Source organism: Bdellovibrio svalbardensis (assembly GCF_029531655.1).
GTDB lineage: Bacteria > Bdellovibrionota > Bdellovibrionia > Bdellovibrionales > Bdellovibrionaceae > Bdellovibrio > Bdellovibrio svalbardensis.
Window position 1 is genome coordinate 308817 of record NZ_JANRMI010000002.1, and the last position, 23517, is coordinate 332333.

Here is a 23517-nt window from a genome sequence, read left to right on the forward strand (position 1 = left end):
TTCTACTTTCCTAAAATCCAATTTTAAAAATTAAGTTTAAATTTTAAACCTCTCAACAGGAGAACTCTATGGAGTCGCAATCGCGAATTTTTGTTACTGATCTTGATTATCAACGTTTGTCATCTTTGGCTGCGCAGACCGAAAGTGACACAGGACTTGCCCTTGAGGAAGAACTCAGTCGCGCCAATGTCATCGCACAAAAAGATATTCCGGCCAACGTTGTGACGATGAACTCACGAGTGCGCTTTGTCGATGAAGTCACAGGTCAAGAGCAAGAGATGACTTTGGTTTATCCCAAAGATGCGAACCTTGAAAAAGGACAGATTTCAATTCTTGCTCCGATCGGCGTGGCTCTCTTGGGACTCTCCGTGGGGCAATCCATTGATTGGAAACTTCCAAATGGAGCTGTGAAAAAGCTCAAAGTAAAAGAAGTATTGTTTCAACCTGAGTCACAAGGAAACTTCGACCTCTAATCCAACTGGGCACGGGCTTTGTATTGGATATCCTCAACGAACCGAAGTGAGGATCTTGATGACAAAGTCCAAGTGCTTGTTGTTAGTGGCGGCGGCTTTATTTGTAGTTGGTACAGCGGAGGCGCAGCCCCGCAAAGCGAATCTCAAAATGAGACAGACGCAGAAGGTCTCCTCTGTGACAAGAGTGGGCAAACCTGCTCACGGTGCGCCGGTCAAACCCAACGTCACGAATACACTTCGTTCCGCTTCAGTGTTGGCGGAGAGTCTGGATAATAAAGCAGGTCGAATCATTGATGCCATGTCTTTAAGTCCAATTAAAAAATGGCTTCATAATGTGGATGAAGGTGCCCTCAAGGCTCAATACGCCGAAGAGCTCATGGTGCATATGACTCGTATGACGTCTTTGTTCAGTGCTCATCGCAAGGCGGGTCCCTTCGCAAAGTTCAATGAATTTGAGTTTCAGAATCTATTGGTCAAGAGCGACTATCTGCTGTCTTTGGCAGTTTCCCGTCAAAGTCTTGAATTCGCTCATCACCAGGAGATCTTTGCTGAAAAGTTCAATACCACTTTAGCGGCGTACAATGCGGAACGAGTCGGTTTCGATCAAAAAATGATTCGGTTCTCTTTCGTAGCCAAGAGATAAAGTTTCAAATGATTTATTGTGAGTGCGATGAATGCCTTCCGCACTCACTGAAATTTTAATAAAGTCCATGGGCCTTCAAAGCTTCAATCAAAATCTGTTTTGCCTGTTTGCCGCCACTGAGTGAATCATTGGCGCCCTTGTCGTTAAAAGTCGCTACCGCAATAAATTCCTGATCCTTCCCCTCAATATGAGCAACAAACCAGCCCAGTCGTTGCTTGAACTCCGGTGGCATAAACCCGGACCCTGTCTTTCCACTGAGTTTGAATCCTCGGGGGGTCATTTCTAAAAAAGTGATTTTGCGAGTGAGGTCCATCGCTGCCTGCGAGGCGGGGAGCTGAGAAGTCCAAAGTTTCTTCATGAAATCAACTTGCTCATAGCCAGAAATCAAAACAGAAGATTTGGGATTTTCATGAGGAACAGGCCCTCCGGTGAGCCAAGCCGTCGTGAGACCGCCAGAGAAGTCGTGGTTTCCATATTGAAATTTATCAAGATAGCTCTGTACTTTTTTGCGCCCCAGTTTTTGTGTAATTCGCTGTGAATACCAAACTACAGATTCTTGCATCCAACTTTTTGCGGTCTGATCTTTATTCCACGCAAGGATGGTGTTCTTCCTGCCATCCCATTTAAAAGTGCTGTCTTCATCTTTCAGGATTCCTGAATCAAAGGCCATGACCGCCAGTGGAACCTTAAAGGTTGAACAAGGTGAGGTGGGTTGACGGCAGCGAGGGGAGTTGAACTCCTCGACGTAGTCATTGAGCTTCATATCAAAAAGAAGAAAGCAGCCCTCAAGGTCTGCAAATGAGTCGGTCAACATGTTAAATGCGGATGCCATTTGAGGCGGTGGTGGCGGCGCTGGCGGGATATAAAGAGTTGTATCTTTTTTCTCGGCGGTTGATGTGCAGGCGAAAGAGTAAAAGACGACAAAAGATATTAAGAAAGTCTTTGCAAGTTTAACCATGAAAAGCCTCATTCAGTCTTGCCAAGAAGTAAGTTGAAGTCGCGGCGTTAGTTCTATTAACTCAATTCTTCAAAAGAGAGACAAGGAGTATTGAGATGCAGAGTCTTCTGATGGTTCTGTTGTCGTTTTTCGGGGTTTCTTAACTGGTTGTTTTGTGAATATGCAAAGAACTGGCGGCTGCCTGTAAAAAAAAGCCCAGCTCTTGCGAACTGGGCTTTTTCAAATCTTTAAATTTAGAAAAGATTATTTTCTTTCTGACAAAGGAACAACTTTACGTTGTTCAGCACCCACGTACTCAGACAATGGACGAATGATACGGTTGTCAGCAGTTTGCTCCATGATGTGAGCAGACCAACCCGTTGTACGAGCCATTACGAAGATCGGTGTAAAGAAGTCGATCTCGAAGCCCATCATGTAGTAAGCAGGACCCGCTGGGAAATCCAAGTTAGGGTAGATCTTTTTCTTCTCAACCATAACTTTTTCCAAAGCCGTGTACATCTGCATCCATTTTTGCTCGCCAGTCACATCAGCCATAACTTGCGCATATTTTTTCATAGTTGGAACGCGCGAGTCACCAGAACGGTAAACGCGGTGACCGAAGCCCATCACTTTTTTCTTATTAGCAAGAGCATCCAACATCCACGCTTCAGCTTTTGCTGGATCCGCGATCTCTTTCATCATGTGCATAACCATCTCATTCGCACCACCGTGCAAAGGACCTTTTAAGGCACCGATACCTGCAACAGTTGCAGAGTAGATATCAGACTGAGTTGAAGTCACAACACGCGCTGTGAAAGTTGAAGCATTGAAGCTGTGTTCAGCGTAAAGGATCAAAGAAACGTCAAAAGCTTTAACAACTTCTTTTTGTGGAACTTTACCGAAGCACATGTGGAAGAAGTTTTCTGCCATCGTCAAATCAGCTTTTGGAGGGATAAAGTCCAAACCTTTTTTGAAACGGTAGTCGGCAGCAACTGCAGTTGGGATCTTAGCAAGCAACATCATGGCTTTATCAAGATTTGTTGCAGGAGTCGCATCCCAGATACGTGGATCTTCAGCACCCATGAAAGAAACCGCAGTGCGGATTGAATCCATCGGGTGGCATTTTTGTGGAAGAGCTTTGATTACGTTCAACAAAGTTGCAGAGATATCACGGTAGCTGCGTTCTTTTTTCGTGAAGTCAGCAAGTTGAGCCGCTGTTGGCAACTCACCATTGTACATCAAGAAAGCCACTTCTTCGAAAGAGCAGTTCTCAGCCAAGTCTTGAACTGGGTAACCACGATAGATCAAAGAGTTAGTGTGTGGGTTTACTTTTGATACTGAAGACGTATCCATAACAACGCCATCAAGACCTTTTTTAACGTTCATTTTCTCTGGTTCAGGCACGTAATCTGGATTGATATATTCAGCCATTTTTTCCTCTTGGGTACGCCGTACCTTTTTGAGGCTCAGCGTGTTAATTTTATGAAAATGTAATGGCTAAAACTAGTCCCTGGCATCCTTTGGGTCAAGAACGGAGCTGCTGAAGTATTCTACTTCCGGCGCTGGTGGCGCATCGTTTCCTCGAAAATGCTTGAAATTTGGGATGTCGATACGCCGTGTTGGAGTTGAATTGGATTGTGGTTGGCTTGTTGCCATTTTTTGAGGGGCGGATTTACTTTCCAGATGATGGAAAATAAGGAATTTCTATCACCGCACGCATTCCGTTTCGTGACATCATCGCGCCGATAATATGGCGAACGGCGGTGATGTTTTTTCCTTTCGTACCGATAACGCGACCGAGGGCCTGAGGTGTGCAATCCACCTGATAGACGACGGTCTTTTCACCAACATAAAACTTCACAGCCAGAGTCTCCTCAGAGCCAACAAGTTCCGCCAACAAATGATGAAGAATGTTGCGAATTCTTTCATGGGCATCTGTTGTCGCAGAAGTTCTATTTACTACTTTCACAACTGGTACTGAGCTCATTGCATTTTCCTCTTTTTTTAAAGCTCATCATCGGAAATGTATTTAAACAATGTCTCATTGATAGAGTCCTGAATTCTTTGATCCCCATAATCCTTGGGAACATCGCCGTGAAAGTGGTGCTTCATGAAAAGCCGGAAGCACTTATCAGTCGGGGTTTTTACGTCTCTGTAATAAACGCTCAAAATTGCGAGATTCCTTTCCGATACTTTCAACATGGCAGTGTTTTGGGACTTTTGGAAATTCTTAACCCTAGCTTTTGTTGCAGCTCTTCTGAGTGCCTGCAGTATCGAGGCTTCTTTAGAGGCTCTGAGTCCTCAATTTTTTCAAACGACTGTGGAATCGGGAGCGACCCGAGTTTCGACGTTCAAGGCTTCGGGGACCGAGTTCAGTTCCAAGTCAGTTTCTGGCGATGGCAGATACAAAGTTAAAAGTACGGTGGGGCCGATGGTCAGTCATCTTAAAGTGCGCAGCGGAATTTATGATGTGGATTTAAACTAGGCGGTTGTTGATGAAGCTAACTCTGGTCACTTATATTTTGACGTTAGGTGTATCCAATGCCTGGGCCAATCCTGTCGGCGTGCACTTAAGTGGACATATCAGTAACAGTGCAACAGGTACTTCTTTAAATGCGACCAACGTAGACTTTGTCGTTAAGGTCTTGAGCCCCGGAGGCTGTCTTCTTTATTCCGAAAATCACTTAGGCAAAGATCTTTCACAGACCTCGGGCAACTTCGATATCGACATCGGGACAGGTTCGACGGCTTACAACGTCTATGACGGAGTGACTCCGCAAAGTACTGCGTCCGTGGTAAAAGTTTTTGATAAGGCGGCACCTGCGCTGTCTGGCTTAACTAATGTAGATACCGGGGGATGTCCTGGTGGTGTGTACACTCCTGCTGCGAATGATTTGCGCCAAGTGCGTATTGAGTTTGATGCCCATGATGGCCTTGGTGTGCAGATCATTCAGCCATATCATAAGGTAACGAATATTCCATTTGCTTTGCTTGCAGAAAAAGCCGGCGATTCTGAAAGTCTTCAAGGTAAAGTGGCTAGTGATTTCGTTTTGAATTCGGATCTTGCAACTGTAGTTCCTGAAAATGAAACCGATCCTTCTGTGAAGGCGTTCGCAAAAGCGAATTTGCCTTCATGTAATGCGGGCGAGGTCTTGAAAGCCTCAGGTGGAGTTCTGACTTGCGTGAGTGCTGGTGGTTCAGTTGCTGTGGCAACGACGACTTCGACGGGTATGGTGCAAGTGGGCAGTGGTCTTTCGGTCGACGGTGTTGGTTTATTGACGACAGATAATGCAGTTATCAAGGCTGGTTTGGGGCTGGCGATCCCGGATGTTTCAGGATTGCAGACAGCTTTGAATGACCGTGTTTTGTATTCGCAAATGCCGTCCTGTACTGCTGGGCAAACTTGGACTTTCGTTTCCCCGGTGGGTGGGTTTGTTTGTACATCGACATCGATCACAGCCTCGCAGGTGAGTGACTTTAGTACCGCAGTGGATGCAAGGATTGCTGCCGATACAACCAAGTTGCCTTTAAGCGGTGGCACCATGAGTGGTGCGATTGATATGAATGGTCAGAATTTGACCTTAACGGGTTACATCACGATGAACCCTTCGAAGTCATTGCATTTATCAAACAATGCTGTGGATCCAGTGGGATTAACTCCTGCCGATAAAGGTAAAGTTTGGTTCAACTCGACAAGTAACGAGATTAAATACTGGGACGGCACGCAGGCTAAAGTCATAGGGACTGCAGGGGCTGGTCTTCAATCAATGAATGGCTTGAGTGACAACACTCAGACTTTTGCAACGGGCTCGAGCGGATCTGATTTCAATATCAATTCAGCTTCTGGAGTTCACACATTCAATATCCCAAGTGCTTCTGCATCGAATCGCGGCCTTTTGACAGCAGCGGACTATACAGCCTTTTCGAATAAACTTTCTGCAGTGAGTGGCAGTGCTTTGCCTGCCGCGCAAATTTGGGTGGGTAATGCCGGCGGGAATGCCGCAGCTGTTTCGCTCAGTGGTGATGTGACGATTGATAATGCAGGTGTTGCGACTTTGAAAAGCACGGGCACTGCGGGTACTTACTATAAAGTAACGACAGATGCCCAAGGTCGTGTCTCAAGTGGTGTTGCGACACTGGCTGTTTCAGATGTGACAAGCCTACAAACGAGTTTAGATGCGAAAGTCCCGTACTCGCAGCTTTCAACTTGTACTGATAATCAAACTTTGAAATTCATTTCCCCAGTGGGTGGTTTTTCTTGCGTGAACATCGCGATCACCGCTTCGCAGGTAACTGACTTCAGTACAGCAGTGGATGCGCGAATTGCTGCAGACACTACAAAATTGCCTGTAGCTGGCGGAACGATGACGGGCACCTTGAATATGGGTGGCCAAGATATCACGAATGCGGGCAATGTTTCATTGGCTTCTAATAAGAATCTGCAACTGGGTTCTTATGCGGCCGATCCATCCACAGCAGGCTGGGGAGCAACAGAAAAAGGTCGTACTTGGTTTAATACCACCAGTAATCAGATTAAGTACTGGGATGGATCTTCAGTTCAAGCCTTGGGAATTTCGGGAGCCGGCTTAACTTCATTCAATGGCCAAGTTGGTTCGACTCAAACTTTGGCCGTTCCAGGTACATCAGGTGCTGCTCCAAACTGGTCGTCATCAGGCAATGTTCATACGTTGAATATTCCATTGGCTTCTTCGGCGGGGTCGACGGCGGGTCTTTTAAGTAAAGCTGATTACGATTCGTTTGTGGCGAAGCAGCCTGCTGGTAACTACGTCACGGCTTTGACAGGTGATGTGACTGCGGCGGGGCCTGGCTCTGCGGCAGCGACAATTGCCGCGAATGCAATCACAACAGGCAAAATCTTAGACGGCACTATTTTAGGTGCTGATTTGAATTTCACGGGCGTGAACACCGCAACTTCTGGAATTGCGGTTGTTGATTCCACGGGCAAGTTTAATAACTTTGCCTGCTCCACCTCAGGCCACATTGCAACGTGGACGGCGACAGGTTGGACATGTCAAGCTCCCGCAACAAATGGAACTGTGACGAATGTTGCGACGGGTACTGGATTAACCGGTGGTCCAATTACAGGAACTGGTACGATTTCTTTGGCTAGTACTGCGGTGACTGCGGCTTCTTATGGTTCTGCAACTCAAGTGGGAACATTTACGGTGGATGCTCAAGGTCGTTTGACTGCTGCATCGAATGTAACAGTAACTCCATCTTGGTCTTCGATCACGGGAACTCCGACAACACTCAGTGGTTACGGAATCACGGATGGCGTGCAAAATAGTGGTGGCACTCCAAGTATGCAAACGGGAACGTTGGCAGCTCGTCCTGCTTTTGGAACTGCGGGCAGAATCTATATCGCTTCTGACACGAATACGATCTATCGCGATACGGGTTCTACATGGGTTGCAATTGGTGACGGTACCGGAGCTGGTGGCACGGTCAGTAACGTTTCCAGTTCGACTGCTGATATCAGTGTGGCAACAGGAACGACAACACCGGTGTTGACTTTGAACTCAGGGACAACTGGTGGCGGTAGTGATGCGAATAAGATCGCGAAACTTGATGCGAGTGGTTTGCTGGCTCCAGCGATGATTCCGTCCATTGATGCTGCGAAAATTTCGTCTGGAACATTGCCAGTCGCTCGTGGTGGTACAAATTCAGCAGCAGCATTGACAAATAATAAAGTCATGGTTTCAAGTGGTGGCGCGATTGTCGAGGCAGCGGCGATAACTGCAAATAAAGCTTTGATTTCGGATGCTAATGGTATTCCAACTCACTCGACAGTGACGAATACAGAACTTGGCTACTTATCAGGTGTCACTTCAGCAGTTCAAACTCAGTTGAATGCGAAGTCTTCATCTACTGGTTGGTCGAACTACAGCGTCATTGCAACGAACGGTTCGGGCACCATGACTGCGGTTACAGGTTCTGCAGTTGGAAGTATTTTGCAGTATTCTGCAACTGGTCCGGTGTATTCAACAGCAACTTATCCAAGTTCAACAACAGCAAATCAGTTGTTGTTCTCTTCAGCGAACAACGTTGTGGGTGGATTAACTTCTGCCAATGACTCAGTTCTTTTAACGAATGGTACTGGTGTGCCGGCTTGGTCGGCAAAGACAGCTGATGCATTCACGCAGTACGCTTTGTTGGCAGGTCGTGCTGGTGGTCAGTCAATTAATGGTGGAACAGCGGCAAGTAATAATTTGACGTTAGATTCTACAGCGAATGCAACTAAGGGTTATGTTCTTATCAACCCAACAGGCGGCAATGTTGGTGTTGGAACTGCGACTCCAGCGATCAAACTCGATGTTGCGGGTGCGGTTCGTGTTGGTACGGATGCAACAGCCTGTGCGGCAGGTGTTGCAGGCGCGATCCGTTATAACGGTGGTAATGTCGAGTATTGTAATGGAACTGCGTGGACTGCTTTTGCGGCGAGTGGTGCTGGGATTACTTCGTTTAATGGTATGACGGGTAATACGCAAACGTTGGCGGTACCAGGCACAACTGGGAATGCTCCTAATTGGTCATCGGCTTCGAATATTCACACTTTGAATATTCCGATGGCGAATACTGGCTCGGTAACAGCGGGTCTTATTAGTAAAACTGAATATGACAACTTCAATACAAAATTGGGAACTGGATCAACATTCTCTGGTGACGTGTCTGGAACTTACAACGCGATGTCAGTGGATAGAATTAAAGGCAAAGCGGTTAGTGCAACTGCGCCAACTGATACTCAGTTCTTAGTCTATAACAATGGTGCGACTCAGTATGCTCCCGTGAGCATGTCTGGCGACGCGACAATGGCGAATACTGGTGCTGTGACTTTGAAAAACACTGGTACTGCTGGAACATACACTAAAGTCACAACAGACGCCCAAGGTCGTGTGACTTCAGGAACTACTTTAGTAGCTGCCGACATTCCAGGATTAGATTGGACTAAGATTACTTCCGGTATACCAACTACACTAAGTGGTCATGGAATCACTGATGGCGTACAAAACAATGGTGGCACTCCAAGTATGCAAACAGGAACGTTTGCGGCTCGTCCAGCATTTGGAACTGCGGGCAGAATCTATATCGCTTCTGATACGAACACAATCTATCGCGATACAGGTGCAGCTTGGGTTGCGATCGGTGATGGTGCCGGTGCAGGCACTGTGACTTCGATCACAGCTGGAACTGGCTTAACGGGTGGTACGATCACCTCAGCTGGAACTATTGGCTTAGGCACAGAGTTGACGGGATTGAATGGACTTTCAACAACTGGTTTCGTTAAGCGTACTGGCGCTGGTACATATACCACCGCGGCAGCAAGTTTAACGGCTGATGTTTCAGGTGTTTTGCCGGTTGCAAACGGTGGTACAAATTCTTCGACAGCTTTGACTAATAACAAAGTGATGGTTTCAAGTGGTGGTGCAATTGTTGAGGCCACTGCAATTACTGCAAACAGAGCGTTGATTTCGGATGCGAGTGGCATTCCAACTCACTCTGCGGTGACGAATACTGAGCTTGGCTATCTGTCAGGTGTTACTTCTGCAGTTCAAACTCAGCTGAATGCAAAATCATCTTCAACTGGCTGGTCAAATTATAGTGTTATTGCAACGAATGGTTCCGGGACGATGACAGCAGTCACTGGCTCTGTAAACGGTTCGATCTTGCAATATTCTGCGACGGGTCCGGTTTATTCTACGGCTTCTTATCCAGGTACAACGACCGCAAATCAATTGTTGTTCTCTTCAGCTAATAACGTGGTTGGTGGTTTGACATCGGCGAATGACTCAGTTCTTTTAACGAATGGTACTGGTGTGCCTGCTTGGGCTGCAAAAACAGCAGATACTTTCACTCAATACGCGCTATTGGCAGGTCGTGCTGGTGGGCAGGTGTTGAATGGTGGAACAGCGGCAAGCAATAACTTGACGTTGGATTCGACAAACAATGCTACTAAGGGTTATGTTCTGCTAAATCCAACTGGCGGTAATGTTGGTATCGGCACTGCGACTCCTGCGATCAAACTCGATGTGGCCGGTGCGGTTCGTGTCGGTACTGATGCCACAGCCTGCGCGGCGGGTGTTGCGGGTGCGATTCGATATAACGGCGGCAACGTTGAGTATTGTAATGGAACCGCTTGGACGGCCTTTGCAGCAAGCGGAGCGGGAATCACTTCATTGAATGGATTGATAGCTGGTACACAAACATTTGCGATTGGTACAACTGGAAACTCGCCAGCATTCACCTCCGCAACAAGCACTCATACGTTGAATATTCCAATGGCATCGGCATCGGGAACGGTAACGGCGGGTTTGTTAAGTAATACTGATTGGACGACATTCAACAATAAACTTGGAACGGCTTCGACATTCTCTGGTGACGTGTCTGGGACATCCAGCACGATGTCAGTGGATAAAATCAAAGGTAAAGCGGTTAGTGCTACTGCGCCTACTGACACTCAGTTCCTCGTCTATAACAACGGTGCCACTCAATATGCTCCGGTGAGTATGTCGGGTGATGCAACGATGGCAAACACCGGTGCGGTGACTTTGAAAAACACCGGCACCGCTGGAACATACACGAAAGTTACTACAGATGCTCAAGGTCGTGTGACTTCTGGTACCACTCTGGCAGCTGCGGATATTCCAGGACTGGATTGGACTAAGATTACTTCTGGTAAGCCGACAACAATTGCGGGCTATGGAATCACAGATGCAATTTCTAATCTGGGTGGTACGCCAAGCGTGCAAACGGGGCTATTAGCTTCACGTCCTGCATTTGGCATCGCCGGCAGATTGTATATCGCTTCAGATAACAACACGATCTATCGCGATACGGGTGCAGCTTGGGTTGCGATTGGTGATGGTGCTGGTACAGGTACTGTGACTTCGATCACTGCAGGAACTGGTTTAACTGGCGGTACAATCACTGCGACAGGGACCATTGGTTTAGGTACAGAGTTGACTGGATTGAATGGTCTTGCGACGACGGGGTTTGTAAAAAGAACCGGCGCGGGCGCTTATTCAGCAGTGACAAGCGTGGGCTTGTCATCCGACGTGACGGGAACGTTGCCGGTAGCAAATGGTGGTACTAATTCTTCGACGGCATTAACGAATAATCAGCTGATGTATTCAGGCGCTGGTGCGATTAAAGAGCTAGGCGCGATGACTGACGGTCAAATCGTTGTCGGTAAAAACGCCAGTGCTCCGCAAATCGTTTCTATGAGCGGTGATGTGACTGTTTCGAATACCGGCGTAACGACTGTTGGAAAAGTCAATGGCACCACAGTTACAGGTGTGGGTTTAGCAACAAATAATATTTTGCAGAACACAGGATCAGCGATAACTGCGAATAGCGTTTTAGTCAGTAACGGCACGGCCACAGGTGTAACCGCATTGACCAGCCCAGCAAGTGGTGTGTTGACATCTTCAGGGACAGTTCCCTCTTGGTCGACTTCTTTGCCGGCAACGATGGGTGGTACGGGACAGACTAGCTTTGCGGTTGGTGATTTGTTGTATGCTTCAACAACGACTGCGATGTCTCGCTTGCCTGCTACAACATCCGGTTATGTTTTAACTAGTAACGGTGCGGGTACTGCACCAAGTTGGCAGGCAGTTTCTGGTGTTATCGCAGGATTGACTGCGGGCCGAGTGACTTTGTCTACGGCCGCTAATTCAGTAGGTGATAGTCCGAACTTTACATTCAACTCATCATCTGGCGCGATGGCGATCGGTGGTACTACACCAGCCTTTACATCTGCAGGTGCATTGACTGTGCAGGGCGCTTCAGGTTCTGCAACAACTGTGGGTAACTCGGGTACGACTTCTAGCTTGGTATTGCAATCTGGTTCTGGTGGTGTTTCTTTAGCGGGCAATACTTCGATTTCGGGTGCAAATACCTTCGCAACGGGTACTGGTGCGGTGAGCTTGAATGGTGCGACGACGGTTGCTGCCAATCAAAACTTAACGATGGCTTCTGGTACGGGTGTTCATACACAGACCTTTACTGGGACAACAACGGATGCGGCCTCGATCATCGCGAACTCATTGACGACAGGAACAGCGCTGAATTTGACTTCTTCAAGTGCAAGTTTAAATTCAACGGATGGTTTGTTGTATGTGGCGAACACGGGTGCTTCAACCTCTGGAATGGTTGCCAGAATTCAGTCGAACTCTACCGCAGGGACAGGTTTGACGGTATTAGCAAGCGGCAACGTGGGTGTTGGCACAGTAGCTCCGAGTGCGGCTCTTGAAGTTGCGGGCCAAGTTAAAATCACTGGCGGTACTCCGGGCGCAGGCAAAGTGTTGACTTCAGATGCGGCGGGTTTGGCGACCTGGGCAACTCCTGGTGGTGGCGGAGCTCTCTCTGCGATCACGGCGGCAACCGCAACAAATACCATCGACAACTTAAACTTCGGTCAAATCTGGAACTGGTCAACGGCGACGACGCAAAGTCCGCTGAGTATTTCCGCGAATGCTTTAACAACCGGCAGCTTGTTAAACTTGACGACTTCAAATGCATCTGTGAATTCTACGAATGGTTTGTTGTATATTGCGAATACAAGTGCAGCGACGACCGGTACAGTTGCACGGATTCAGTCGAGCTCTGCCAGTGGCTCTGGTTTAACAGTTCTTGCGAATGGCAACGTCGGTATCGGGGTTGCCGCACCAGGAAAGAACTTGCATGTCTTGGGCTCAAGTCCAACGATTAAGTTAGAGGCAAGTAGTGGTAGTGCATATTTGGATCTTTCAGCTGGTGTAACGAGCAACAGTTTTACTCGCTATATGTCTCAAAACCAAAGTCGTTGGGAGGTGGGAAAAGAGCCAACCGCGGAAACCGGTTCTGATGCGGGAAGCGATTTCGTGATCAACAGGATTAGCGATGCAGGCGGTAGCCTTGGGACAGCGCTATTTATTAAGCGATTAAATGGTAATATCGGAATCGGTACGACAGCACCAGGTGCAGCCTTAGATGTTAAAGGCGCAATTCGTATGTCCGGCTCAACTTCGGGCTACACGGGATTCCAACCATCATCCGCTGCTGGTTCAACAGTTTGGACGTTGCCAAATATTGATGGCACGAACGGTCAGGTCCTGCGAACAAATGGATCTGGTGGGCTTTCTTGGCTGACGCCAGTTACCAGCTCTACGGGCTTTGTCAACGGTGGAAATAGCTTTGGTAGTATCGCAAGGATTGGAACTAACGATGCCTATGATTTTGCACTGGCAGCTTCTGGCGTAACAACGATGACGTTGATCGCTTCTTCCGGTAACGTCGCAATTGGAACAACCAACGCCTCAGAAAAGCTTCATGTCCGTGGCGCCAATGGAGCTAATATTTCGGCCGACAATTTTGGGGAACAATTCACTGAGTTTTTGTTTAAAAATAATGATATCGCGAAAGCCAATATAATATGGGACAACACGAATACAACATTGTCCGTCAATAACAATCAAGCTGGACCTCTGAAGTTGGGAACTAGCGGTACAGAGCGTATGAGAATTGATTCTGCAGGCAATGTCGGCATCGGCGCAACGGCTCCTGTTGATACTCTTTCTATCGGCACAGCACCTGTTGCCAGTGCGACTCGTGCGCAAGTGAACTTGTCGAACACAGCTCTTTCTGCTGGTTCTGCGAATGGAACTTACATCGGCGCTAACCCTGCCGCTTATACTGGTGACTTTATTAACTTCCAAGTTGGTAACGCTACTAGGTTTAAAGTCGATGCCACAGGTAAGGTAACTGGAGATGGTTCTGGTTTGACAGGCGTTACTGCCACAGCAGCACTTTCAGGAGTTACTGCCGCCACTGCCACCAATACGATCGACAACTTACTCAATGCGCAGATTTGGAACTGGTCGACGGCGACGACTCAAAGTCCAATGACTATGACAGCAAATGGCCTCACGACTGGAAGTATTTTATCACTGACCAGTTCGAGCACCGGTAATACTGGCTCAAATGGTTTGCTATATGTTGCTAATACAGCCGCAACCTCAACAGGCACAATTGCGAGATTTCAGGCTAACTCTACAGCAAACTCAGGTCTTACTCTTTCTGCGAACGGCGACTTAGGCCTTGGAGCAAGTACGAGTATGATAGGAGACTTGGGTGGATTTGCATATACCCCAAATCTGAATACAATTCTTCATATTAACTCTTCAGGTAATGAAAATGCAGTTCTAATTGTAGACTCAAAATCCGGCACCGGATCTCCCCAAATACTTATGCGTGCAGCGAGTGGATCTAACAATCGCATATTTAAAAGTTCTTATTCTGGAAATCTTGTGAATTACAGCTTTGTTGGCGAAACCACTGGTACGACCAATCCAGACAATGTCCTTGTAATGTCTAATACAGGGAGTGTCGGCGTTGGTATCATTCCAACAAATTTCTTCTCAGTGTCACCACCTTACTACCAAACCGGTTATGCATCACAATCTGGAAATACTATCACTGGGACGTCTGGAGCATCTTGGACATCGGCTATGATTGGCTCGCAATTTGTTTTCGCCAATGGAACCGACGCAGGCACAATTACCGCGGTACCCAGCGGCACGTCACTCACTGTTTCCACATCGCAAACTGTTGGATCTCAAACCTATAGAATTCATCAAGTTGGTATACAGCTCACGACAGCCGGAAATGTCGGTATCGGAACAACAACGCCTTCTTCAATTCTTGATGTTAACGGAGCTGAAACTATGCGCGGCATGGCGGCTCCGGCAGTGTCTCCGGCGGGGCAAGGTCGCCTCTACTTTGATTCTGCAGCGAATAAGTTCAAAGTTTCTCAAAATGGCGGGGCTTATGTTGATTTAGTCAGCGCTGGCGGTGGAGCTTTATCTGGTATCACCGCCGCGACAGCAGGAAATACGATCGACAACTTAAACTTCGGTCAAATCTGGAACTGGTCAACGGCGACGACTCAGACATTGATGTCAATGAATTCAAATGCGCTAACCACCGGCAGTATGGTGAGTCTGGCCAGCTCTAGTGCCACATTGAATTCCAGCAATGGTTTATTCTATGTTGCCAACACTGGGTCATCTACCAGTGGAAAAGTAGCAAGAATTCAAGCGAACGCAACCTCAACAACGGGTTTCACAGTCCTTGCTAACGGCAATGTTGGTGTTAATACCGATAACCCATCGAATCTCTTCCATGTTGCTGGAGGAACAGCTTCCAGCGGGAATGGTAAAGCTGTACGTATAGAAGGTCAAACTGGTGCCGCTGGCGTAACTCTGGGCGGTGATATTTTGTTGATGCCTGGAGCAAATGGTGCAGGAGGTGGTGCGAATCTTTCGGGTAGAGTGGGTATTGGAGCATCTCCGACTGCAATGTTGGATGTCTATAGAGCGTGGACTGATATTTCCAACCCTATTGCTCGCTTCACTGATTCTGGCGGCGCGGAGCTAAAGATTATTGCAAACAGTTCTACATTGATGAGTATAGCTGCAGGTACTGGAGACAGTGTGCGGTTGATTAATAATAGCGAAGTCTCTCCGAATGAAATTGTAAATCTCGACTTAGCGACGCATTCACTGCAGTTTACTACCAATGGTAGTGAACGTATGCGTGTAGATAGTAGCGGTAACGTTGGCATTGGCACGACAAGTCCGAATACTCCGCTACATGTTGTTAACCCCGGAGCTGCTTTTACGACTTATTATGGAATTAAAGGTGAGTTGACTTCGACGACAGGCGGTGATGACAACTCCGCTGCGGTTTACGGAAAAACTGCTCATTCCTCTGGTTATGGTGTGGCTGGTGTAAGAGGAGAAGCCACAGCAGGATCGAATACCGTTGGTGTTTCAGGCGTTGCGATTGCCGGGAAAGGTGTCTCTGGTACAGCGACCACAGGTTATGGTGGCTTCTTCAGCTCTGCTTCTGGCTATGCACTTATTACCTCAGGCGGAAATGTTGGATTTGGTACTTTTGGGCCCAAATCTAAACTTGACGTTAATGGCGGCATTTCTGTAGGTACCTATGCAGGCACTAATGCCGCCCCTGCAAATGGAGTAATAGTTAGTGGCAATGTCGGGATAGGAACAACTGCTCCTGGTTACAACTTGCACGTTGTCGGCACTGCAGGCTTGAGTACAGGTACGGCGTGGACTTTGGCTTCAGATGCCCGCCTTAAAGATGTTCATGGGGATTACGAATACGGACTGAATGAGATTTTAAAACTTCACACCGTGCGTTTTAACTATAAAAAAGAAAACGCTTTGAATATTCCATCAGACAAAGCGATGACTGGTTTTATCGCGCAGGAAGTGCAGAAGGTGATTCCTGATGCTGTTCATACTCGCGATGATGGATATCTTGAGTTGAATGCGGATCCAATTCACTGGGCGGTGGTGAATGCTGTGAAAGAGTTTTATCAAAAATGGTTTCAAGATTCTCAGCAGATTCATAGAGGTATTGCTTCTGTACAGGCACAGGTTGAAAATAAGGCGGATCAATCTGAAGTGATGCAGTTAAAAACGGAAAACGCGCAGATGAAGGCGTGGATTTGCAAGCAGGATCCGGTGGCTCCATTCTGTAAAAAATAAGTTACCCTTTACATTGCTGTGGCTTGAGCCACAGCAATGCTCCCGATAATTCAGGGAACTCTGACCAGACTAAAAAAAATATTGGCAAGCTCGCATTTACGATTAACGATATTGTTTAATCACAAGATAGAGGCCGAGCACCTATGGAATTGTCTGTAAAAAAAATGATTGTCATGGCTTTTTTCTTTTCCACAATTTCGACGGCATTCGCTGGGCATGAGTGGGGAAATGGTGCTCTTGATGTTCCTTTGAGATGTACAACCGTTCGCGGCTTGTTTAATGGGCGAGCGTTGATTTACTCTTCAGCAATCCTAGAACGACGCAATCAAGCCTTATATCTAACCGTTTATGATGGAAAAAATGCGGTGCCTGTTCAGCAGAGTGTCTATTCCTATAGAAATTTAAGCACGAAGGATGGTGTGGTTGTGCTCACCAGACTTGAAGAATATGCCCGTAGAGAGAAAATTTGGCTTTATGCCGGAGTTGAAGGATTGATTTCACATAGTCCTAAGGGGGAATTGATTTTCCTTATGAGGTTTGTGACAGATCCATCGAGAACCTATTCTACTTTTAAATGCACAGAACTGCCGAAGGAATAACATGTCAGTCTCTGTAGATATTTTGCGTCAGGCTTTTGAAGGGAAGAAATTAAAAAATCCCCGCTATTCACTTCGGGCTTTTGCCAAGCATCTTGAAATTGGCAGCGGCCGGCTGTCTGAATTTATGAATGGCCAAAGACAGATCACTGAAAGCGTGGCCCGTAAAATTTCTGAAAGACTCAATCTGAATGAGGAAGAGCGTGAAATATTTTTGGACGCTGTTCGCGTGGAAGAGCAGGGTGAAGTCTATGGGAAGATCCTGCAAGAGGAAGAGTTTAAATTTTTAATGGATCCTCATTACGTGGCGTTGCTTTCGTTGATTGAAACGAAAGGCTTTGATCACAAGACCTCAACCGCAGCGAATCGCCTGGGAATTTCGGAAATACAAGCCAAAGAGGCTATTGAGACATTGCGAAAGTTGAGCTTGCTTGAAGTGAAATCTGGAAAGCTGTGTGCCAAGAGTCGTAAAACTCAAACAATCACAGAGATCCCTTCTGAGGTGCTGCGTGAAGGGCATAAGCGTCGCTTAAAAGTGGTGGAGAAGGCCATTGATGAAGTGCCGCTGGCCCTGCGTGACTCATCGGCGATGATCCTGGCTATCGATCCTAAGAAGTTGCCAGAGGCCAAAGAAAAGCTAAAAAAAATGCGCCGCCGATTTGCTGACTATCTAGAGACAGGAACTCGCTCCGAGGTTTATATGCTCGCAGTTCATCTCGTCCCGATGACGAAATAAATAGTTTAGTGACTTCCAGTCTGCGGTTCTGTGATTTGCGTGGCGAATTGAGCAGAAGCGCAGGAGAAAGTCGTCACCAATTGCGCGACTGGAGTCGCCAGTTGAGCGTCTTGAAGCATGGTGGACTGAATAGTGTTACTGAGCTTCTGGTTAGCCTCAATGATTCCTAGCTCTCGTGCAGCTGTCAGACTGTTGTAGCTGAAGTTTTCAGAGCCCACATAGAACTCTTGATTGTCGACGACCATCGACTTCGCGTGGATATAAGGATTTTGTCCGTTATAGGGTGGAACTGAAAGTCGTGCATCCACGCCCGCGGAAGAAAGCTCTTTCATAAAAGGAAGATTGCGAGCTCCTCCTCCCTCTACACAAGCGGGAACAACCACAACAACTTGGATGCCAGCCTGGGCTTTTTCCTCGAGGGCGGAGAGCACGTCTTTATCGCCCAAATTTTCTACTTCTAAATAAATTGATTTCTGAGATTTTTTGATAAGAGCTAAAATCTTATCAAGAGAATTCAACGGGCTCCATGCTAGCTTAGCAACCGTCAACTCAGGAGTGTTCCCGGTTTTGTTCTGTGCATTTTCCCAATCTGCAGCAAAGACTTTTTCAAACTCGGCCGTGACTTCGCTGTCCGTTGTCTTAATTCCAAAATCACGCGTGAAAGGGGCCGTGCGAGTCAGGTTGATGGAGGTGACCAGAGTCCATGAGTTATCAAAACTGGCAGCCTTGGCATGACTGATGGAGAACGCTGGAGTGCTCGCGCGAACCGAAACTCCACTGGCCGTCAGTTGATTGAAAATTGCTGTTGAAGAAGGCGTACCCATCGCTTTCGCATCCAGTATCAAGCGAACTTGAACTCCACGCTGTTGCGCCGCCAACAGATGCTGTGTCGTCTCAAGATCCGAGAGATGATACATCATCATATCAATAGAGGTTTTCGCCTGATCGATACTGTCATTAAAAAGACTGTGACCATTTTGCGGAGTGATCGAAAGAATATCGTCAGAGACGACCTCGGCCCCATGCGCACGCAGAGTGAAAACAAAAAGGGCAGAGAGAACAAGAACTCGAGATCTCATAAAGCCTCCGACTTAAAAAGTCCGACTAAAGAGAACTTAACAAATGTTAATACAGAGTCAATCAGAAGGTACGCCGTACCTTTTTGCCATGCAAAGCGTTGGCGGGTGATTGCTGGCAAAAAAAAAGCCCGGTTGCCCGGGCTTTTGGAATTCAATTACTTTAAAGTAAAGTTGAAAATGTTTTGGTCAAAGCTGTTGTATTCATCATAACGAGTGAGTGCATACAAATCTTTGCGAGTTTGCATTTTCCCAAGCAAACCTTCTTGAGTCCCCTTGGCTTTAATTTCCGCCAAACCCTCAACAGTTGCACCCATCGCCAGACGGAAAGTCGTCACGGGATAGATCACAATGTTGTAACCCAAGTTTGAAAGCTCTTCGTAAGTGAACAAGCGACCTTTTCCGAACTCAGTCATATTCGCCAGAAGGGGAACAGAAACAGCTTTACGGAATGTTTCAAATTCTTTTTCATTCTCAAGAGCTTCCGTGAAGATGCAATCTGCACCCGCATCGATATAAGCTTTTGCACGATCAATCGCCGCATCCAAACCCTCAGAAGCACGAGCATCAGTACGAGCAATCAAAAGGAAGTTCTCATCCAATTTTTTACCCTTGGCTGCCGCCGCCACTTTGCGTGAGGCTTCGTCGCGAGACACAAGGCTTTTACCATCAAGATGACCACAACGTTTCGGATTGATTTGATCTTCAATATGGCAACCCGCAAGCCCCATCTCAATCATCTCTTGAACCGTTCGAGTCGCGCTCATCGGTTCGCCAAAACCAGTGTCGATATCAATGATAGTAGGAAGTTTCGTCGTGCGAGCAATTTGACGTCCACGCTGAGCCACCTCAGTCAACGAAGTCAAACCAATGTCAGGATAGCCAAGATCATTGGAAAGCACAGATCCAGAGATATAAACCCCATCAAATCCCGCTTTCTCAATAGCCATTGAAGCTAGCGGAGACCAAGACCCCGGCATCTGAAGAAGCTTCCCAGATTTCAAAGCCGCTCTAAAGTTAGCACGTTTCTGTGCAGGAGTAATTTCAGGAAACAACATAAATTTCCTCCAAAGGAATTCGCCTCAAAAAAGAGTCGATTAAAAAAATAAAACCAAGAAGCTCAATGCCCACCTTCGGCGGGACCGACGTACCCAAAACTGCGAGTCCCACCAAAGGTGGGACAAGCCAAATAAAGATCCCAACAAATTGGACCTTTGAGAAAAGTCAGCCGGCGGAGAGTGCAGAGTCGGGTTGGACCTCCGCGGGGCCTGGGTGGCCCTCGCCGCAGGCGAAGCGGTGAGGCAGGATGCCGTGTCCAACACGACTCTGCACTCTCCGCTGGCGGTCTTCTTACTAGAAGATCCCTTTTGTATCGCGCTTGTTGTTCACAAGTTTGTCGATAGGAATTTGTACGTTCAATTGTTTCACTTCATCAGCAGTCAAGTTCTCAAGGTTCTCAACCAAAGAGATGAAACGGTTGCGTTCTTCTTTAGTGATGATTCCATCAGTCAAAGTATCAAACTTGCGGATGTAGTCAGCACGTTTGAATGGTTTTGCTCCTGCTGGATGCGCGTTTGCTACGCCCAATTCATCAACCAATTTAGTTCCGTCTTTGAAAGTGATTTCAACACGACCACCGAAACGTTTTTTGTCTGGGTCTTGATCGTGGTAAGCCGCTGTCCAAGCTGGATCTTCTTGAGTTGAAATTTTGTGCCACAAAGCCACAGTGTCAGCACGTTTCGCACGCTCTGGAGCGTATGAGTTCACATGGTGCCAAGTTCCGTCTTGAAGGGCTACTGCGAAGATGTACATGATCGAGTGATCAAGAGTTTCGCGAGATGCATTTGGATCCATTTTTTGCGGATCGTTTGCACCAGTACCGATAACATAGTGAGTGTGGTGAGACGTGTGGATCACGATGTTTGTGATGTCATCGAAGTTTGCAATCTTAGTTTTCATACGAGCTGCCAAGTCGATCAATGCTTGTGATTGATATTCAGCAGAGTGCTCTTTTGTGTATGTTTCAAGGATCGCGCGTTTTTCTTCGCCAACTTCTGGAAGTGGAACTTCGTATTTTCCATTTTTACCAGAAAGCATGTAAGCGATCACAGAGTCTTCACCTTCATAAATAGGAGATGGAGCACCTTCACCACGCATAACACGGTCAACCGCTTCAATAGCTAGTTTACCAGCATGTGCAGGAGCGTATGCTTTCCAAGAAGAGATTTCACCTTTACGAGATTGACGAGTCGTGAAAGACACGTGAACCGCTTGTTGAATCGCCTGGAAGATAGTTTCAGTCGGAAGACCCAACAAAGTTCCGATACCACCAGCTTGAGCCGGGCACAGGTGAGCGATATGGTCTTTTTTGTACTCATGCAAGCAGATGCCTTTTACTAGATCAACGTGGATCTCGTAACCAGTCACGATACCTTTCAAAAGCTCTTTACCGTTTTTATTCATTTGCTGTGCAACAGCCAAGATTGCAGGGATGTTGTCACCAGGGTGAGAGTAGTCAGCTGCCAAGAAAGTATCATGGAAATCCAACTCACGAACGGCCGTTCCGTTCGCCCAAGCTGCCCATTCACAATCAAATTTTTGATCGTTCGGCATACCGAAAACAGTCGCACCAGAGTTGCGCGGATGAGCAATTGCCATCGCACGAGCCGAAGCCACAGGACGACGATTTGCTGCTGCAATCGCAACAGAAGCATTGTCGATGATACGATTGATAACCATATCTACAACATCAGCTTTGATCGGAGCATTGTCAGAAGAGATTTCTGCAAGTTTCCAAGCAAGTTGATCTTTGCGATCTAGTTTCTCTTTAGATGGATAAACACGTACTGTGTGTTTCTTCATGGAAAGTCCTTTCGATGAGGCGATGAGGTACGGCGTACCTTTTTGAGGCTCATTGCGTTAAGTTTGTATGTTAAAACAAGCAAAATTAACTTGGCCTCAGATAAGGGTCAAGGAGGTGAGGGCTTGATTCAGAGCGAAATTGAGAATGATTTTTTCAAATGGAAATCAGCCTGAGGGCCAGGGTGGGCGAGGGCGAAAAAGCTGCGCGTTCCATCGGTAAATTCGATCACGGCGGTCATTCCCAAGTGGCGAGCGTGGAGCAAATCGTCTCCGCTCACGGATATTCGGAAAAAAGCCTCATTTTCTGAACTCTCACGGTGGGTCAGTTTGACGCCTAAATTTTGCGAGGGAGTCATGCCTTGACGGTAGCTGCTGAAAGCGTAGGCATTCCAGTCGCCGCTCGGAGCGCAGTTGACCTCAAAATAGGGGGCAGACTCTTCGAGACCTGTGGAAAAAAAGCACTCCAGACAAGTGTGCTTCCAAAGTTCATCACGGCGGGCTGCAACCAGCGAACTTTCTGCGAAGCAAACTTGGCCAATGTCACCACGAATTGTGAATTCCAAAATCAGCTCGGTCGGAGTCGTCTTTTGACTTGTCGTCTCGATACTGATGGAGCGCGTGAGTGGATTTTCGGCAAAGGGCTTCAGCAAATTCATGCTTTTATCTTCTCCCATTCAAGGCGTGCTGTAAAAAGAATCTTATCATCTTCTAATCTGGCGCCACGATAAGTCGTAATGCCGGCCGAAACCTCGTCTACGGAAGGAGCCGAGCAGGAGCGTTCAACTTTTACTTTATCGCCCAGGTGAGTCTCTGCCAGGAAATTGACAGAGTAGCTCTTCAGAGCGAGCGACTTATGCAGATCATAATGAATTGAGTCCAAAATCCACTGTGCATATTTGGTGTTGTTCACATGTTGGTTGGTATCGAGGTCGGAGTTGCGCACTCTGAATTTTGCCAAGCTCTCGTAGGCTCCTTGAACGGGGATTTTCTCAGTGATCAGGCCATTGCTTTGATCAAGACAGATTTGCTCCCAAGGGCGAAGATCTTGAGATGGTAAAATCTTTTTTGTACGGCGATCCAAGGCCAACCAACTGGTTGAACAGCGTCCGATGATTTCACCGTTGTCATCTTTAAGAAAAAACTCACGCGAAACAAAAGCCCCATCAGGGGGGCGAAGCCATGTCTCAACACAGATATGTTGACCGATCGCTGGCCAAGAGCTCATTTGCAAAGTTTGTCGAGTGAGGACCCAGAAAAGACCTTGCTGTTCCATGTCCTTAATCCCGAAACCTAAAGTCTCTGCATGCATCCACGCGGTTTCTTGAATCAGATTCAAGACGCCATAGAGTCCAAGTCGTCCCATGGGATTCACTAAGAGGCTTGTGATTTTGAAACGTTCAGACCAGAGTTTTTTAATTTCTTGAGACATAAAATGAGTAAACCTCTATTAGTGTTGTATCAATGTAAGGAAACATGAAGTCTCTACTTAAACTTAAGGCAGTTTGTAAAAAAACAGGAAGTAATTTATTTATTTCCATGTATACTGTGTTTGTTTAGGATGTCGTAAGTTTGAAGGCATTGAAAGAGTTAATCTTTCGCAAGAGTGAAAAGCAAATGCTTGTCA

15 protein-coding genes are annotated in these 23517 nt (G+C 47.0%); 6 read left to right on the forward strand and 9 right to left on the reverse strand.

The genetic code is table 11. The features are described from left to right. Positions 1-68 precede the first annotated feature (68 nt). Positions 69-473: a nucleoside diphosphate kinase regulator gene (rnk, locus tag NWE73_RS06830; protein WP_277577549.1), complete on the forward strand. Its 405-nt coding sequence runs from the start codon at positions 69-71 to the stop codon at positions 471-473. A 58-nt stretch (positions 474-531) separates the two neighbouring features. After that, positions 532-1116, forward strand: coding sequence for a hypothetical protein (locus NWE73_RS06835; RefSeq protein ID WP_277577550.1), 585 nt, complete (start codon positions 532-534; stop codon positions 1114-1116). A 55-nt stretch (positions 1117-1171) separates the two neighbouring features. Here NWE73_RS06835 and NWE73_RS06840 read toward each other — a convergent pair whose 3' ends face one another. From NWE73_RS06840 to NWE73_RS06855, 4 genes are all read right to left on the reverse strand, one after another. Then, positions 1172-2074: a penicillin-binding transpeptidase domain-containing protein gene (locus NWE73_RS06840; RefSeq protein WP_277577551.1), complete on the reverse strand. Its 903-nt coding sequence runs from the start codon at positions 2072-2074 to the stop codon at positions 1172-1174. Between the two features lie 243 nt (positions 2075-2317). Beyond that, entirely contained in the window at positions 2318-3484 is a 1167-nt protein-coding gene (locus NWE73_RS06845; RefSeq protein WP_277577552.1) for a bifunctional 2-methylcitrate synthase/citrate synthase, read from the reverse strand. A gap of 241 nt (positions 3485-3725) precedes the next feature. Next, a complete protein-coding gene (locus tag NWE73_RS06850) occupies positions 3726-4040 on the reverse strand; it encodes a KH domain-containing protein (RefSeq protein WP_277577553.1) in 315 nt (104 codons plus the stop codon). 17 nt (positions 4041-4057) lie between these two features. After that, complete coding sequence (locus NWE73_RS06855) at positions 4058-4255, reverse strand: hypothetical protein (RefSeq protein ID WP_277577554.1); 198 nt, start codon at positions 4253-4255, stop codon at positions 4058-4060. Here NWE73_RS06855 and NWE73_RS06860 point away from each other — a divergent pair. From NWE73_RS06860 to NWE73_RS06875, 4 genes are all read left to right on the forward strand, one after another. After that, a complete protein-coding gene (locus NWE73_RS06860) occupies positions 4254-4538 on the forward strand; it encodes a hypothetical protein (RefSeq protein WP_277577555.1) in 285 nt (94 codons plus the stop codon). The two genes, NWE73_RS06855 and NWE73_RS06860, sit on opposite strands and share 2 nt — an antisense overlap. A 10-nt stretch (positions 4539-4548) precedes the next feature. Further along, a complete protein-coding gene (locus tag NWE73_RS06865; RefSeq protein WP_277577556.1) occupies positions 4549-16623 on the forward strand; it encodes a tail fiber domain-containing protein in 12075 nt (4024 codons plus the stop codon). A gap of 143 nt (positions 16624-16766) precedes the next feature. Beyond that, entirely contained in the window at positions 16767-17222 is a 456-nt protein-coding gene (locus tag NWE73_RS06870) for a hypothetical protein (protein ID WP_277577557.1), read from the forward strand. Between the two features lies 1 nt (position 17223). Further along, entirely contained in the window at positions 17224-17955 is a 732-nt protein-coding gene (locus NWE73_RS06875; protein ID WP_277577558.1) for a TIGR02147 family protein, read from the forward strand. Positions 17956-17960: 5 nt separating this feature from the next. Here NWE73_RS06875 and NWE73_RS06880 read toward each other — a convergent pair whose 3' ends face one another. The 5 genes from NWE73_RS06880 to NWE73_RS06900 form a co-directional block, all read right to left on the reverse strand. Further along, positions 17961-19034: a phospholipase D-like domain-containing protein gene (locus NWE73_RS06880; protein ID WP_277577559.1), complete on the reverse strand. Its 1074-nt coding sequence runs from the start codon at positions 19032-19034 to the stop codon at positions 17961-17963. Positions 19035-19189: 155 nt separating this feature from the next. Beyond that, on the reverse strand, positions 19190-20089 hold the full coding sequence (gene prpB / locus NWE73_RS06885) for a methylisocitrate lyase (protein ID WP_277577560.1): 900 nt from the start codon (positions 20087-20089) through the stop codon (positions 19190-19192). Between the two features lie 295 nt (positions 20090-20384). After that, a complete protein-coding gene (locus tag NWE73_RS06890) occupies positions 20385-21893 on the reverse strand; it encodes an MmgE/PrpD family protein (protein WP_277577561.1) in 1509 nt (502 codons plus the stop codon). A gap of 128 nt (positions 21894-22021) precedes the next feature. Continuing rightward, on the reverse strand, positions 22022-22549 hold the full coding sequence (locus NWE73_RS06895) for a DOMON-like domain-containing protein (protein ID WP_277577562.1): 528 nt from the start codon (positions 22547-22549) through the stop codon (positions 22022-22024). After that, positions 22546-23322: an acyl-[acyl-carrier-protein] thioesterase gene (locus NWE73_RS06900; protein WP_277577563.1), complete on the reverse strand. Its 777-nt coding sequence runs from the start codon at positions 23320-23322 to the stop codon at positions 22546-22548. The genes NWE73_RS06895 and NWE73_RS06900 overlap by 4 nt, the downstream gene beginning before the upstream one ends. Positions 23323-23517: the final 195 nt, after the last annotated feature.